This window comes from Curtobacterium sp. MCLR17_051, assembly GCF_003234395.1.
GTDB classification, from domain to species: Bacteria; Actinomycetota; Actinomycetes; order Actinomycetales; family Microbacteriaceae; genus Curtobacterium; species Curtobacterium flaccumfaciens.
Map to the genome: position 1 here is coordinate 1 of NZ_QKTA01000002.1, position 13,965 is coordinate 13,965.

Annotated in this window: 16 protein-coding genes; 13 read left to right on the plus strand and 3 right to left on the minus strand. The window is 70.3% G+C overall.

What is annotated here, in order from left to right:
• From DEJ06_RS02975 to DEJ06_RS02985, 3 genes are all read left to right on the plus strand, one after another.
• The coding region (locus tag DEJ06_RS02975) for a MauE/DoxX family redox-associated membrane protein (RefSeq protein ID WP_258372583.1) at nt 1-414 on the plus strand (414 nt) is incomplete at its 5' end.
• 71 nt (nt 415-485) lie between these two features.
• Nucleotides 486-1,046, plus strand: a complete 561-nt coding sequence (locus tag DEJ06_RS02980; RefSeq protein ID WP_228516464.1) for an MOSC domain-containing protein — start codon at nt 486-488, stop codon at nt 1,044-1,046.
• A complete protein-coding gene (locus tag DEJ06_RS02985) occupies nt 1,046-2,014 on the plus strand; it encodes an NAD-dependent epimerase/dehydratase family protein (protein ID WP_111038375.1) in 969 nt (322 codons plus the stop codon). The genes DEJ06_RS02980 and DEJ06_RS02985 overlap by 1 nt, the downstream gene beginning before the upstream one ends.
• A 23-nt stretch (nt 2,015-2,037) precedes the next feature.
• On the opposite strand, the gene DEJ06_RS02990 is transcribed toward DEJ06_RS02985, so the two are convergent.
• Entirely contained in the window at nt 2,038-2,481 is a 444-nt protein-coding gene (locus tag DEJ06_RS02990; protein WP_146245532.1) for a MarR family winged helix-turn-helix transcriptional regulator, read from the minus strand.
• Between the two features lie 176 nt (nt 2,482-2,657).
• On the opposite strand from DEJ06_RS02990, the gene DEJ06_RS02995 reads away from it, so the two are divergent.
• The 4 genes from DEJ06_RS02995 to DEJ06_RS03010 all read left to right on the plus strand — a co-directional run bounded on the left by DEJ06_RS02995 (nt 2,658) and on the right by DEJ06_RS03010 (nt 5,970).
• Nucleotides 2,658-3,311: a hypothetical protein gene (locus tag DEJ06_RS02995; RefSeq protein ID WP_027466885.1), complete on the plus strand. Its 654-nt coding sequence runs from the start codon at nt 2,658-2,660 to the stop codon at nt 3,309-3,311.
• 122 nt (nt 3,312-3,433) lie between these two features.
• Nucleotides 3,434-4,318 (plus strand): S26 family signal peptidase, encoded by an 885-nt coding sequence (locus DEJ06_RS03000; RefSeq protein WP_111038376.1) that lies wholly within the window; start codon nt 3,434-3,436, stop codon nt 4,316-4,318.
• Entirely contained in the window at nt 4,315-5,169 is an 855-nt protein-coding gene (locus tag DEJ06_RS03005; RefSeq protein WP_111038377.1) for a LamG domain-containing protein, read from the plus strand. Before DEJ06_RS03000 ends, DEJ06_RS03005 begins: the two co-directional genes overlap by 4 nt.
• 231 nt (nt 5,170-5,400) lie before the next feature.
• Nucleotides 5,401-5,970 (plus strand): manganese efflux pump MntP family protein, encoded by a 570-nt coding sequence (locus DEJ06_RS03010; protein WP_027466883.1) that lies wholly within the window; start codon nt 5,401-5,403, stop codon nt 5,968-5,970.
• 81 nt (nt 5,971-6,051) lie between these two features.
• Here DEJ06_RS03010 and DEJ06_RS03015 read toward each other — a convergent pair whose 3' ends face one another.
• Complete coding sequence (locus tag DEJ06_RS03015; protein ID WP_111038378.1) at nt 6,052-6,384, minus strand: DUF4190 domain-containing protein; 333 nt, start codon at nt 6,382-6,384, stop codon at nt 6,052-6,054.
• A 96-nt stretch (nt 6,385-6,480) separates the two neighbouring features.
• Complete coding sequence (locus DEJ06_RS03020) at nt 6,481-7,887, minus strand: hypothetical protein (protein ID WP_111038379.1); 1,407 nt, start codon at nt 7,885-7,887, stop codon at nt 6,481-6,483.
• A 138-nt stretch (nt 7,888-8,025) separates the two neighbouring features.
• On the opposite strand from DEJ06_RS03020, the gene DEJ06_RS03025 reads away from it, so the two are divergent.
• The 6 genes from DEJ06_RS03025 (at nt 8,026) to DEJ06_RS03050 (ending at nt 13,948) form a co-directional block, all read left to right on the plus strand.
• Nucleotides 8,026-8,748 (plus strand): SDR family NAD(P)-dependent oxidoreductase, encoded by a 723-nt coding sequence (locus DEJ06_RS03025; protein ID WP_111038380.1) that lies wholly within the window; start codon nt 8,026-8,028, stop codon nt 8,746-8,748.
• Nucleotides 8,749-8,845: 97 nt separating this feature from the next.
• Nucleotides 8,846-9,538, plus strand: coding sequence for a DUF6766 family protein (locus DEJ06_RS03030; RefSeq protein WP_164941154.1), 693 nt, complete (start codon nt 8,846-8,848; stop codon nt 9,536-9,538).
• Nucleotides 9,539-9,689: 151 nt separating this feature from the next.
• Nucleotides 9,690-10,700, plus strand: coding sequence for a LacI family DNA-binding transcriptional regulator (locus DEJ06_RS03035; protein WP_111038381.1), 1,011 nt, complete (start codon nt 9,690-9,692; stop codon nt 10,698-10,700).
• Between the two features lie 134 nt (nt 10,701-10,834).
• Complete coding sequence (locus DEJ06_RS03040) at nt 10,835-12,100, plus strand: ABC transporter substrate-binding protein (RefSeq protein ID WP_111038382.1); 1,266 nt, start codon at nt 10,835-10,837, stop codon at nt 12,098-12,100.
• A 25-nt stretch (nt 12,101-12,125) separates the two neighbouring features.
• On the plus strand, nt 12,126-13,079 hold the full coding sequence (locus DEJ06_RS03045) for a carbohydrate ABC transporter permease (protein ID WP_111038383.1): 954 nt from the start codon (nt 12,126-12,128) through the stop codon (nt 13,077-13,079).
• Complete coding sequence (locus tag DEJ06_RS03050; RefSeq protein WP_071404106.1) at nt 13,076-13,948, plus strand: carbohydrate ABC transporter permease; 873 nt, start codon at nt 13,076-13,078, stop codon at nt 13,946-13,948. Before DEJ06_RS03045 ends, DEJ06_RS03050 begins: the two co-directional genes overlap by 4 nt.
• Nucleotides 13,949-13,965 lie beyond the last annotated feature (17 nt).

A 13,965-nucleotide genomic window follows, 5' to 3' on the forward strand; every position in this document is an offset into this window, starting at 1 on the left:
ACCCGCACCCCCGCAGTCCGTTCCACCCGCCCCCGGACCATCGTCCGCATCCTGTTCGGCGCGATGCTCACCTGGGCCGGCATCAGCCACCTGACGGTGGCGCGCGAGGAGTTCCAGGCGCAGGTGCCGAAGTTCGTGCCGCTGCCGACGGACGTCACGGTGATCGCCTCCGGCGTGGTGGAGATCTCCCTCGGGGCTGCGCTGATGCTCCTGGCTCGGCGTCAGGTGACGGTCGGGTGGGTCGTCGCGGTGTTCTTCCTGGCGGTCTTCCCCGGCAACATCGCGCAGTGGATGCACCACCGCGACGGGTTCGGTCTGGACACCGACACCAAGCGCTTCGTCCGCCTGCTGTTCCAGCCCGTGCTCATCGCCGTCTCGCTGTGGGCGACGAACGCGCTGCGCAAGCGCCGCTGAACCGGCCCGCGCGAGCGCCACTGAGCGACGCTGCACCCGCGCGACCGTGACCATGGGGCAGAATCGGCCCCATGAGCGGGGACGACATGGACCAGCCGCGCGTGGTCGCGGTGAGCAAGGACGGCGAGCACCGGTTCAGCAAGCCGTTGGTCGACGCGGTGACGCTCGTGGCGGGGTGGGGTATCGAGGGTGATGCCCACGCCGGCACGACCGTGCAGCACCGCTCCCGGGTCGCGCGTGACCCGTCGCAGCCGAACCTGCGCCAGGTCCACCTGCTGCACGCCGAGCTGTTCGACGAGGTCGCCGAAGCCGGGTTCAGCGTCGAACCGGGACAGATGGGCGAGAACGTCACGACCAGTGGCATCGACCTACTCGGGCTGCCCGAGGGAGCAGTGCTGCACCTCGGCGACGACGCCTCCGTGCAGGTCACGGGCCTGCGGAACCCGTGCCAGCAGATCAACGGCTTCGAGCCGGGGCTCCTCCGTGCCGTGTTGGGGCGTGCCGAGGACGGCACGGTCGAGCGCAAGGGCGGGGTGATGAGCGTCGTGCTCACCGGTGGCACGGTCCGGCCGGGCGATCGCATCCGGGTCGAGCTCCCCGACGGTGAACGACGACCCCTCCAGCCCGTCTGATGACGCAGCGCGCGCGACGCGTCCTGGTACTCGGCGGAACCGGTTGGCTCGGGCGAACGATCGTCGACGAGCTGTTGGCCGAGGGCGCCGACGTCACCTGCCTCGCCCGGGGCACCACCGGCAGCGTCCCCGAGGGAGCGCGCTTCGTCCAGGCGGATCGAGCCCTGGCCGGCGTGTACGAACAGGCCACCGGCGACTGGGACGAGGTCATCGAGCTCGCCAGCGCCCCCGAACTCGTCGCCCCGGCGCTCGACGCCCTCGCCGACCGGGCCGCGCACTGGACCCTGGTGTCCACGGTCTCGGTGTACGCGGACAACGACGAACCGGGCGCCGACGAGTCCGCCCGGCTGGTGGAGCCGAAGGACCCGTCCGAGTACGCCGACGCGAAGGTCCTCGCCGAGCGCATGACGCGGCTCCGGCTCGGGTCACGGCTGCTCATCGCACGCCCGGGGCTGATCGTCGGCCCTGGCGACCCGAGTGACCGGTTCGGGTACTGGCCCGCACGCCTCGACCGCGGTGGGCCGGTGCTGGTGCCGACGCCGGCGGAGCGGTTCGTCCAGGTGATCGACGTCGCGGACCTCGCTGCCTGGCTCGTCCGGGCCGGGCGCGACGGGTTCGTCGGCACGGTCAACGCGGTGGGCGCTCCGGTGCCGATGCAGGACTTCTTCCGGTGTGTGGCGGAGGTCACCGGATTCGATGACGAGCTGGTCGCGGTCGACGACGACGTCCTGCTCGCGCACGACGTGGCCTACTGGGCCGGACCGCGATCACTCCCCCTGTGGATCCCGGTGTCGGAGGGAGGGTTCGCACAGCGCTCCACCGTGGCGTTCAGGGACGCCGGCGGAGTGACCCGACCCCTCCGGGACACCGTCGCGCGCGTGCTCGAGGACGAGCGCGCCCGCGGGACGGATCGGGAACGCCGTGCCGGCCTCACCTCGACAGCGGAACGGGCGATCCCCACCAGGTAGACGCGCGGTCCCCGCGAGCGAGATCAGGACGCGGCGGCAGCCTGTTCGTACAGACTCGTCGCGAGGTCGTTGAGCACCTCGTGCAGTTCGCCCTTGTGCGCCCCGTCGACGGCCCGGAGCATCGCTGCGTACCGCTCCTGGTAGTCCGACACGACGACATCGCCCGGAGGCAGCAACCGCAGCAGTGAGCCGCGGCGATCGGCCGGGTTCGGTGCGCGCTCGAGCAGGCCGGCGGTGCTCATCCGGTCGATCATGTTCGTCACCGCGCCCGAGGTCAGCCCCAGGTACCCGGCGACCTCTGTCGGCGTGGAGTACCCGGTGTCGCTGATGAGCACCAGGGCGCGGAGAGCGTTCTCGTGCACGCCCGCCCGGGCGCTGAGCTGACTCACCAGGCTTGCGTTCGCACGCACGACGGCGGTGAACGCGGCCATGAGATCGGCTGCGTCGTCGTTCCGTCCTGCTGCCACGAGGGCCTTCTTCCGTGTCGGGTACCGGGGGGACAAGAGGCGTCCCCCGCACTGGGGTGAGTATACGAGTGGTCAACTTGGTGAATCACTGACTATCTTAACCGTTGAAGCAAAACAGCCCGAAGGTCTTGCTTCCCCCGACTTCCTGCAACCACCACCGAACGAAGAGGTACCCCGTGTCCACCAAGCTCCGCACCTCCGCACTGAAGCGGATCCGCTTCGCCCCCGTGGCGCTCCTCGCGGGTATCTTCGCCGCCGTCCTGCTCTCCCTCTCGCTCACCGGCACCCTCTCCGGGTTCGCCGCGAGCATCACCAACAGCAGCAACACCGCCGGCAGCGGCACGCTGATCATGCAGGAGCAGAACGCCGGCGCGACCGTCACCTGCCTCAGCACCGACGGCGGCTCGGTCTCGACGAACTCGGCGACCTGCTCGACGATCAACAAGTTCGGCGGCAGCACGACGATGACCCCGGGCAACACGGTCAACACCGCGATCTCGATCAAGAACACCGGCACCGCGAACGCCAGCACCTTCACGCTGAACCCGGGCGCGACGTGCACCCAGTCGGCGAACGGGTCGGCCAACGGCACCGCGACCGACCTCTGCGCCAAGATGAACCTCGTCGTCACCTCCGGTTCCACCACCGTGTTCAGCGGCACCCTCGCCAGCTTCAAGGGTGCGGCGGCGTCGGCCTTCACGATGCCGCAGGCCCCGGCCGCCGGCGCGAGCGTCCCGTTCAACTTCGCGGTGACCCTGGACTCCTCGGCCGGCAACACCTACCAGGGCCTCGCCGCCTCGGTCCCGATGACCTGGACCTTCACGGCCTGATCCGACCCCCCCATCACTCCTCCCCCAGACCGGCGACGCTCGGCCGACCCCCCTCCGGCCGAGCGTCGCCACCCCAGCAAGAACCCGAACCCGACCCCGACCCCGACCCCGGAGCAGCGCCCATGAGCCAGACCGCAGCGATCCCGCTCAGCGGCATGCTCGACCGCCCGGTCCTCCGCGGCCGTCAGGTCACCCGCTCCGAGACGGTCCTCGCCTGGTCGGTCGCCGCGATCGCCGCACTACTCCTCACCGCCGCCGTCCTGTTCCTCTCCGCCGGCGGCCGCTGGTTCGTCGTCGAGACCCCCTCGATGGGCGAAGCCGCCCCGGTCGGCACCCTCGTGCTCGACCTGCCGGTGGACGTCGCCACGCTCAGCGTCGGCGACATCGTCTCGTTCGAGACCTCCGCCAACCCGGACGTCGTCTACACGCACCGCATCGTCTCGATCGACGCGGACGGTGGGCTCCACACCCGCGGTGACGTCAACGGCGCCACCGACCCGTGGACGCTCACCCAGGCCGACGTGATCGGCACCCCCGCGCTCCTGGTCCCGCGCATCGGCTGGCTGCTCCGCGCTGCCCCGATCCTGCTCATCGGCACGCTGATCATCCTGACCCTGACCAGTGCGTTCACCGACCGGGTGACCCGCACGTGCCTGCGGATCGCGGGCAGCGCCCTCACCGTTGCGTACGCGGCGTTCGTGTTCAAGCCGTTCGTCAACGTGACGACGATCACGAACACCTCGAGCCCGACCGGCGTCGAGGCCACCGTGATCTCGTCGGGGATCTTCCCGGTCCGCGTCGACGCCCACGGCGGCAACAGCGTCCACCTGGTCGACGGCGAGATGGGCAAGGTCGTCATCCACGAGCTGACGAAGAACGGGCACTACCAGCTCATGTCGAACATCGACCTCGACCCCCTGGGTTGGGTCGCCCTGTTCGCCGTGTGCCTCGTGCCGCTCGTGGCGTGCCTGGCGGTCGGCCGCGTCGAGGCGGTGCGTCCGTCGTGATCCTCCGCCGTCTGCGCGACGGTCGCGTCGTCGCCGTCCTCCTCGTGGTCGCCCTGGCCGTCGTCGTCCTGCTGAACCAGTTCGCCCCGACCCGCTCGGCGTACACCGCCCGCGTGACCAACAGCGCGAACACGGCCGCGACCGCCCCGTACTTCACGTGCACGGGCGCTGTCGGCGCCGACACCGCGAACGCCCTGTTCGCCTACCGCCTGACCGAGGCCTCGGGTTCGCGGACGGCCACCGACTGGTCGGGCCGCGGCGCGAACGGCACCTACCAGGGCACCATGACCGCGACCACGCCGAGCCCGAACGCCTGCCCCCGCGACAGCGGGAACGCCTACGCGCTCAACGGCTCGACGAGCTACGTCTCCACTCCGCGCTCGTACGCCAACCCCACGACCTTCAGCGAGGAGGTCTGGTTCCGCACCACGGTCGCCGGCGGCATGCTCATCGGCTTCGGCAGCAGCCAGACCGGAGCGTCGAGCCAGCACGACCGGAAGCTCTACCTGACCACCAGCGGCCAGCTCGCGTTCGGCACGTACAACGGCGCCACGCAGGTCCTCACCTCGCCGAAGGCCTACACCGACGGCGCCTGGCACCACACCGTCGCCACGATGTCGCCCACCAACGGGATGCGCCTGTACGTCGACGGCACGCTCGTCACGTCGAACGCGGCCTTCAAGAGCCCCGAGAACTTCACCGGGTACTTCCGCGTCGGCTACGACGTCGTCAGCGGGTGGCCGGGTGCCACGAACAACCCGTACTTCACCGGGTCGATGCGGTACGCCGCCGTCTACGGCACCGAACTGACGGCCAGCCAGGTGGCCGCGCACGCGGCCGCCGGTTCCTGACGCACTGACTGCCGGACTGGAGGCTCGTGGCCGTGCCCGCCACGAGCCTCCAGTCCGTCCCCTGGTCACGTCGAGAACGTGGGCCGGGTTGGCGGACCGGGCCCACCAACCCGCGGATTCGGGGCGACGAATCCCGCTGATCAGGCCTTTTCGTGCCCTGGACCGTGCCAGGATCGTCAGGTCCTGAGACGTCGGAGTCTCCATCCGACCGTCTCGAAAGGCGCCACCCCCATGTCCTTCTGGGCCCTCTTCCTCATCGCGCTCGGCGTCTCCGCAGACGCCTTCGCCGTCGCCCTCGGCAAGGGCCTGCACATGAAGCGCTTCGACGTGCGGCACGCGATCGTGATCGCGCTGACGTTCGGGGTGTTCCAGGCGGTGATGCCGTTGCTCGGCTGGCTGCTCGGGTCGGCGTTCGCGCAGTACATCGCGGCGTTCGACCACTGGGTCGCGTTCGGGCTGCTCGCGCTGATCGGCGGGAAGATGCTGTGGGAGGCGTTCTCGAAGCACGAGGACACCGAGCAGGACACCGACCGGCTGCCGGTCCGCGAGCTCCTCGTACTGGCGGTCGCGACCAGCATCGACGCCCTGGCGGTGGGTGTCACCCTGGCGTTCCTGCCCGTCTCGATCGGCGGCGCGGTGCTGCTCATCGGGATCACCACCGCGGTGCTGTCGTTCGTCGGGGTCCTGGTCGGTCGCCGTGTCGGTGCCCGTTTCGGCAAGCCGGCGGAGATCGCGGGTGGTGTCGTCCTGATCCTGATCGGTCTGAACATCGTGCTGGAGCACACCGGCGTCATCGGCTGAGGCCACGGTCGGAACCGGCGCCGGACAGACGGGAGGCCCGTGGCGAGCTGCCACGGGCCTCCGTTCTGGTGCTGGTGGGTGTCAGTAACTGCCCATGCTGCCCGCCGGAGCGTTCGCGACGACGGCGATCAGGAAGATGACCCAGATGATGCCGAACACGAGCGACAGGGCGCTGATGATGACGCCGGCGAGGGCCAGGCCGCGGCCGCGCTCCCCGGTCTTCTTGATCTGCGAGAGCGCGATGATCGACACCACGAGGCCGGCGATGTTCACCACGAAGGCCAGGACGAACCCGACGATCGCCATGACGTTGAAGCGGTCGGACGACGGCTGCATCGGAGCGCCGTAGGGCTGCCCGCCGGCGGCGTAGGGGTTCGGGTTCTGCTGGTTGTACTGGGGCGTGCCGTCACTCATGGCGCCGCGTCCTCTCTGGTCAGGGGATGTCTACACAGGAAACGTACAGGACCAGCGGGCCGCACGGGGCGGTGGGATCAGGCAGGACCGCACCCGTCAGATGTCGAGCACCCCGTCCACCGCGTCCGACCGGTCGGCGATGTGTCCGCTGGCGATGTCCTCGTCCAGGTGCACGCCGACGTAGGTCCAGTCCTCCACGTGCCCGGCATCGTCGAACACCCGGTAGCGCCGACGGAGCCGCAGGTACGGCACGGCGCGGTGCTCGAACGACACCACGACCTCGGTCGCCGGCCACTCGCCCTCGACGGTGACCTCGACCGCCCGGTAGTCACTCGCCGACCGGCGGGGCTCCGGGTGGTCGCGTGTCCACAGGATGCCAGGCTGGTCGAGGGCCTCGAACACGTCCACGAGGTCCGCGACCGCGCGCTCCCGTGCGGCAGCGTCCAGGTCGTGCAGCGGCCAGTGCGCGCCCTCGACGTCGGTCAGGTCGAACTGCTCCGTCCACGGAGCGCGGGCTGCTTCCAGACGCTCCTGTTCGTCCTCCCACGACGTCTCGTCCTCGTCGCTCGCGGCACGGGACGGCAGGTCATCGGTGGTGACGACGCTGGGCAGGCCGACAGCGACGTCGAGGTCGACCTCCCGAGCGTCGTAGTGGTAGGTCAACCCGCCCGTCAGATCGGGCGTGCGCCGGGGTCCGGTGGGCATGTACCGGATGGTGAGGACCGAGCCGGTGCGGCGGACGTCCTCGACCAGGTGGTCGACGGTGATCGTCGTCCGGCTGCCGTCGGTCCGGACGAGCACGAGCTCGGTCGGCGGGGTCGGCAGGGGCGGCGCGGGGTCAGCCGGTGGTCCCGACGGGCGAGGGAAGTCGTCCTCGTCGTCGGCGTCGGGTCCGGCACTCCAGAAGGAGCGGGGGCGGACGTCGTGATCGTCGTCGTCCAGCAGCTCGGGGTCGTCGTCCTCCGGCTCCTCGCCGGCCGCCAGCGTCGCCGCCCACTCCTCCGGCGACGGCCAGAACGGCTCCGACGGCGCCCACGGCAGGGTCTCCGGGTCGACGCCGTCGAGCGGGTCGTCCGAGTCCTCGTCGTCGTCCTCCGGATCCTCGAGCCCCTCGTCCTCTGAGTCCTCGTCCTCACCCATCCACATGGACGCGTCACGTGGGTCGCCGATCCACAGCCCCTCGACGTCCGCCCCGAGCACGCGTCGATCCCCGAGATCGACGGCACACGTCTCCCCGGCCGGCGTGACGTGCACGGCCGTCCGCGACTCTGTGTCGAGGTCGCCTTCAGCGTCCTCGCGCGACACGTAGACCACCCAGGCACCTGTCGCGGTCCCGAGGACCCCGACCTCGTCGACCGCACCGTCCGGCAACGGGGCGTCCGGCCAGGTCACCCACCGCACGTCGTCGCCCGTGACGACCGCCGCGACCGGTCGTGTGGCGTCCGGCACGATCGTCGCGTCACCGACGCCGACGGCGTCGATGGGCTCGAGGAAGCTGCTCATGCAGCGACCGTACCGCGGCCCTGTGGCCGGCCCGTGAACAGCCGGGAGGCCCGTGGCGGGCCCGCACCGTGCCTCCCGTCCGCCCGTTGCCGGTCCACCTGCCGGACCCGCTGCAGCGGTCGGGCGCATGATGGGCGGATGGCACGCATCCTCGTCACCGGATCCACCGACGGCCTCGGGCGGGGAACCGCCGACTCGCTGCTCCGCAGCGGGCACGACGTCGTCGTCCACGCGCGCAACCGGGCCCGCGCCGAGGCGGTCGCCGACCTGGTGGAGCGCGGCGCCGAACTCGTCGTCGCCGACCTGGCGGACCGCGACGCCGTGATCGCCACCGCCCGGGAACTCGACGCCGGCACCCCGCTCGACGCCGTCGTGCACAACGCCGGCGTGATCTCGGGCCGTTCCCTGGTGCCCGTGAACGTCGTGGCGCCGTACCTGTTCACCGCGTTGCTGCGCTCGCCGGGGCGGCACGTGTACCTGAGCAGCGGGATGCACCGGGGCGGCCGCCCGCGCCTGGACACCGTCGACTGGACCGGCGCTTCGGAGACGAACTCGTACTCCGACACGAAGCTGTTCGTGACGGCGCTCGCCGCCGAGGTGCCGCTCCGACGCCCGGGCGTGCTGAGCAACGCCGTCGACCCGGGCTGGGTGGCGACCAAGATGGGCGGGGCCGGCGCTCCGGACGACTTCGAGCTCGGACACCGCACGCAGGAGACGCTCGCGACCGACCCGGACCAAACCATGACAGGCGGTTACTGGTTCCACGGGGAGCGGCAGGAACCGCACCCGGCGGTCGCGGACCAGCGGTTCCGCACCGCACTGCTCGACGCGCTCGCCGAGGCCACCGGCATCACGCTCTGAGTCGCTGACGGAACCGCCGCGAGCGGTCGGGTGCTCCTGCGAAGGCGTTCGTGGCGTCCGGACGAGGATGGCGTCGACACGACGAACGGAGGACCCGGTGACCCTCGGCCTGCACAACGGATCGAGTGGGTGGCAGCGCGTGCGACGGCACGGCCTGCTCCTCGCGAACGTCGCCGTCTTCGTCGTGTGCTTCGTCGGCATGGTGTTCGCCGGGTGGCGGGTGTCCGCGGCGGACGCACTCCAGCACGGCGAGGCGGCCGTGTCGCTCTGGGGTTTCCTGACGAGCGGAGACTTCGCCGAGGCGACCTTCGAGAACTGGGAGAGCGAGTTCCTGCAGATGGGCGCGTACATCGTGTTCACGGTGTTCCTGTTCCAGAAGGGGTCGAGCGAGTCCGAGCCCCTGGACGAACAGAGCCCGCAGGACGAGGACCCCCGGGAGCACGCCGACGACCCGAAGGCCCCGTGGCCGGTGCGCCGGGGCGGGATCGTGCTCGTGCTGTACGAGAACTCGCTGCTGATCCTGTTCGCGGTGCTGTTCCTCGGCAGTGTCGTCGGGCACGTGATCGGTGGCGCTGCGGCCTACAACGAGGAGCAGCTCGAGCACGGCGACAGCGTGGTCTCGGCGTGGGGCTACCTCGGCACGAGCCAGTTCTGGTTCGAGTCGATGCAGAACTGGCAGTCGGAGTTCCTCGTCATCTCGGTGATGGTGATCGCCACCGTGTCCCTGCGGCAACGAGGGTCGAGCCAGTCGAAGCCCGTGGCCGCACCGACGGAGCAGACCGGCGCCTGAGTCGGCCGAGACCGGACGGGAGGCCCGTGGCGGACCCGCCACGGGCCTCCCGTCCGGTCCGCACCACGCTGGTGCGGTAGGTTCCTGCCGAACGCAGTCCGCACGTGAGAGGGGGCGCCCGATGGCGCAGGGGCACCGCTCTCCGCCCACGATGAGCGACGTCGCGGCCGTGGCAGGTGTCTCGAAGAAGACCGTCTCGAACGTGCTGTCCGGCTACGAACACGTCTCCGTCCGCACCCGCGACCGTGTGATGGCCGCCGTCGACGAGCTCGGCTACGAACTCAACGTCTCGGCCCGGAACTTCCGCGCCGGACGCTCCAAGGTGCTCGGGCTCGCGGTGCCGGAACTGCGGCAGGCGTACTTCGCCGAACTCGCCGACGCCGTCATCCGCGCTGCCGGAGCCGTGGGCTACACGGTGCTCATCGAGCAGACCGCGAGCGGCGTGCGTGAGGCGGACGCGATCACCCGGATGCGCGAGCACTCGATCGACGGCATCATCTACAGCCCGCTGACCGTCCGGCCGAGCGATGCCGCCGCACTCGAGGTGAAGTTCCCCCTGGTCGTGCTCGGTGAGCCGATCCCGGACGCCCCCGTGCCGTTCATCGCGATGTCGAACGCCGACGCGCTGCGGGACGCGACCGCGCATCTGCTCGACGCCGGCCGCCGGTCGATCGCGTTCATCGGCTCCGACCCGTCGGGACCCGTGCGCACGGCGCAGGAGCGACTGCGGGGCTACCGCGAAGCGCTCGACGACCACGGCCTGCCGTTCGCGCCCGAGCGGGTGGTGCCGACCGCGCTGTGGCACCGGGCCGAGGGTGCGGCGGCCGCACGGCAGCTCCTCGACGCCGGCGTGGCGGTCGACGGGATCGTCTGCTGCAACGACGCGCTGGCGCTCGGGGCGATGAGTGCCCTGCAGCTCGCGGGCCGGACCGTGCCGGACGACGTCGCGGTCGTCGGGTTCGACGACATCGAGGAGTCGGCGTACTCGACCCCGGCGCTGACCACGGTGTCGGCCGACCTGGACCGCGTCGCGGCGACAGCGGTCGGGGTGCTCGTCGCCCAGCTCGAGGAGGGTGCCCCGGCGACACCGGGGGTGCTGCGCTCCCCGCACGCACTCGTCGTCCGGGCGTCGTCCGGACCGTTGCGTCCGGTTGCTGCCTGACCCGTTGACCACGGGCGCTCCCCGACCCCTTGACCGGGCGGTCAAGCACCGGCTACTGTCCACATTTACACCGGTGTAAATCCGGGATGGACGAGGTCCGCACACCGACGTGCCGGACGGATGGCAGGTTTTCGATGAAGAAGCACATCGCGGTCGTCGCGCTCGCAGCAGCGGCGTCGCTCTCCCTCGCCGGGTGCGCCGGCTCCCCCGGGTCGTCGGGTGACGGCGGCCACGTCGACCTGACGTTCTGGCACGGCTACACCGAGGCCGACGGCAAGGTCCTGGACGGCATCGTCAAGGACTTCAACGCCTCGCAGGACAAGGTCACCATCACGACCCAGACGAAGACCTGGGCCGTGATCGACGACACGATGCTCCCCGCCCTGTCCGCGAAGAAGGGCCCGGACCTCGTCGCGATGACCTCCGACCGGCTGCCGGTCTACGCGCAGAAGAAGGCGCTGGTCGACCTCAGCGACTTCTACGCCGACGACGCCAACAACACCGGGGACCTGAAGGAACAGGCCGTCGCGATGGAGCGGGTCGACGGCAAGGAGTACGGGGTGCCGAGCGGGTTCGTCCCGCTCTCCGTGATCTACAACAAGAAGCTGTTCGCAGCTGCCGGCATCGACTCCTTCCCGACCACCTGGGACGAGTGGGTCGCCGACGCGAAGAAGCTCACGAAGGACGAGAACGGCGACGGCACCCCCGAGCAGTACGGGCTCGTGCTGCCGGACCACCAGACCGTCGGCAACGGCATCTGGCCGAGCCTGTTCGCCGGCAACGGCGGATCGATCACGAACGAGGCCGGCACGAAGTCCACGATCGACTCCGCCGCGAACGCCGAGACGCTCGAGTACTGGGCGAAGGCGGTGCGCGACGACAAGATCTCGCCGACCGGTGTCGACGGCATCGCCGCGGACAAGCTCTTCACGGCCGGCAAGACCGCCATGGAGATCGGTGGCCCCTGGATGGCCGGTGTCGCCGAGGCGTCGGACATCGACTACGGCATCGCCGCGATCCCGGCGGGCCCCGAAGCGCAGGTGGCCTCGGCCATCGGCATCTCGCTCGGTGTGACGGCCCAGACCGACGACGCGAAGCAGGCCGCAGCCGAGCGGTTCCTGCGCTACTTCAACGAGCAGTCCGTCGCGACGAAGTGGGCCCTCGGGTCCGGCTGGCCGCCGCTCCGCACCGACGTCACCGCCGCGGACGTCGACGAGAACCCGACCGTCGCGACGCTCACCGGGCTGCCGGGCACCACGATCCCGCTCCTGCCCGGCGTGGTCGACAGCGCCGACGTGCTCACCGCCGTGGACACCGCGACCCAGAAGGCGATGGCGGGCGGGGACCCCGAATCGCTCCTCGCCACCGCCGACGCCGACGTGCAGTCGGCCCTGAAGTAGCAACAGCGGCCCTCGGAGGACCCTCGTGACCACGCAGCAACTCGGCCGACGCCGTCGGTACCGACCACCGGGCCAGCTCGGCGGACGATCGCCCCTCAACGGCACGTTCCGCCGCCGCGCCACCATCGTCGGGTTCCTCGCACCCGCGATCGTCATCCTCGGGGCGTTCGTGCTCTGGCCGATGCTCTCGGCGCTCCAGCTGTCGTTCACCGACGCCAGCGGGTTCGGCGACCCGTCGTTCATCGGCTTCGCGAACTACGTCCGGGTCTTCACCGACCCCGACGTCCTGCGGTCCATCGGCAACACCGCGCTCTACTCGGTGCTCTTCACCCCCGTCGCGATCGTCGTCGCCCTGGTGCTCGCCCTCGTGCTGAACCACCCGGCCCTGCCGTTCCGCGGGTTCTTCCGGTCGGCGTTGTTCCTGCCGTTCATCGTGTCCCTGGCCGTCGCCGCGTTCGCGTGGTCGTACCTGCTCGACCCGCAGATCGGCCTGCTGAACCACTGGCTGCAGCTCGTCGACATCCGGCTCGGCAACGTGCTGCAGGACCCGACGCTCGCGATGCCCACCGTGGTGCTCGTGGCCGTGTGGAAGAACTTCGGCTTCTACATGGTGATCTTCCTGGCCGGGCTGCAGGAGATCCCCACGAGCCTGTACGAGGCAGCGCAGCTCGACGGGGCCAACGGCCGCCAGCGGTTCGCGAACGTCACCTTCCCGATGCTGAGCAACACGATGGCGTTCGTCGTCATCGTCGCCCTCATCGCTGCACTGCAGGCGTTCGACCAGATCTACGTCCTGACCGGCGGTGGTCCGTACCGGTCGACGGAGACGATCGTCATGCAGATCTACCAGTCCGGCTTCAAGGACCTCGACCTCGGGTTCGCGAGCGCCCTGGCGTACGTGCTCCTCATCGCGACCCTGCTGCTCAGCCTCGTGCAGTTCCTGTTCTTCGGGAAGCGCGGAGAGGACACCGCATCATGACCGCGCTCCCCCGTCCCGCGACCGTCGTCCGACGCAGCACCGTGGCCCGTCGACAGCCGTCGATGCGGTGGCTCGGCTTCGCAGCCGTGGCCGTCGTGACCCTGGCGGTGCTGCTCCCCGTGCTCGTGATCGTGTTCACCGCGTTCAAGCCGGCGAGCGAGGTCAACGCCTACCCGCCGACGCTGTTCCCGCACACCTGGACGCTCGACAACTTCCGGGCGATCTTCACGCAGCTGCCGTTCGGCCGGCTCATCCTGAACAGCTTCGCCTTCGCCGGCGGTGTGACGGTGTTCGCGCTGGCGTTCGACGCGCTCGCCGCCTACGCCCTGGCACGGCTCGACTTCCGGGGCAGCAAGGTGCTGCTCATCGTGATCGTCGCCAGCCTGATGATCCCGTTCCAGGCGACGCTCATCCCGATCTACCAACTGGTGTCCGACCTCGGGTGGGTGAACACGTTCGCGGGGCTCATCGCGCCGCGGGCAGCCGACGCCTTCGGGATCTTCTTCCTGCGGCAGTTCTTCGTGTCGCTCCCCCGCGACCTGGACAACGCGGCGCGGATCGACGGGGCCTCGGAGTGGCGGATCTTCCGGAGCGTCGTCCTGCCGAACGCCGTCCCCGCCCTGCTCACCCTCGGCATCTTCACCTTCGTCAACAACTGGAACGACCTGCTCTGGCCGCTGGTGTTCACCACCGACCAGGACATGGGGACCATCACGTCCGGCCTCACCCTGCTGACCGGACCCGGCGGGATCATCCCGCAGGGCGTGATGATGGCCGGCGCCCTGATCGCCGTGCTGCCCCTCGCCGTCATGTTCCTGCTCGTGCAACGCCGCTTCATCGAGAGCGTCGCCAGCACCGGGCTCAAGTGACGACGACACCGCACGAG

What these genes read in the sequence shown, in the direction of transcription:
- DEJ06_RS03015 (WP_111038378.1), bottom strand. Translation starts at nt 6,384, where the DNA reads ATGAGTGACGGCACGCCCCAGTACAACCAGCAGAACCCGAACCCCTAC.
- DEJ06_RS03040 (WP_111038382.1), top strand. Translation starts at nt 10,835, where the DNA reads ATGAAGAAGCACATCGCGGTCGTCGCGCTCGCAGCAGCGGCGTCGCTC.
- DEJ06_RS03035 (WP_111038381.1), top strand. Translation starts at nt 9,690, where the DNA reads ATGAGCGACGTCGCGGCCGTGGCAGGTGTCTCGAAGAAGACCGTCTCG.
- DEJ06_RS03020 (WP_111038379.1), bottom strand. Translation starts at nt 7,887, where the DNA reads ATGAGCAGCTTCCTCGAGCCCATCGACGCCGTCGGCGTCGGTGACGCG.
- DEJ06_RS03000 (WP_111038376.1), top strand. Translation starts at nt 3,434, where the DNA reads ATGAGCCAGACCGCAGCGATCCCGCTCAGCGGCATGCTCGACCGCCCG.
- DEJ06_RS03010 (WP_027466883.1), top strand. Translation starts at nt 5,401, where the DNA reads ATGTCCTTCTGGGCCCTCTTCCTCATCGCGCTCGGCGTCTCCGCAGAC.
- DEJ06_RS02980 (WP_228516464.1), top strand. Translation starts at nt 486, where the DNA reads ATGAGCGGGGACGACATGGACCAGCCGCGCGTGGTCGCGGTGAGCAAG.
- DEJ06_RS02985 (WP_111038375.1), top strand. Translation starts at nt 1,046, where the DNA reads ATGACGCAGCGCGCGCGACGCGTCCTGGTACTCGGCGGAACCGGTTGG.
- DEJ06_RS03025 (WP_111038380.1), top strand. Translation starts at nt 8,026, where the DNA reads ATGGCACGCATCCTCGTCACCGGATCCACCGACGGCCTCGGGCGGGGA.
- DEJ06_RS03050 (WP_071404106.1), top strand. Translation starts at nt 13,076, where the DNA reads ATGACCGCGCTCCCCCGTCCCGCGACCGTCGTCCGACGCAGCACCGTG.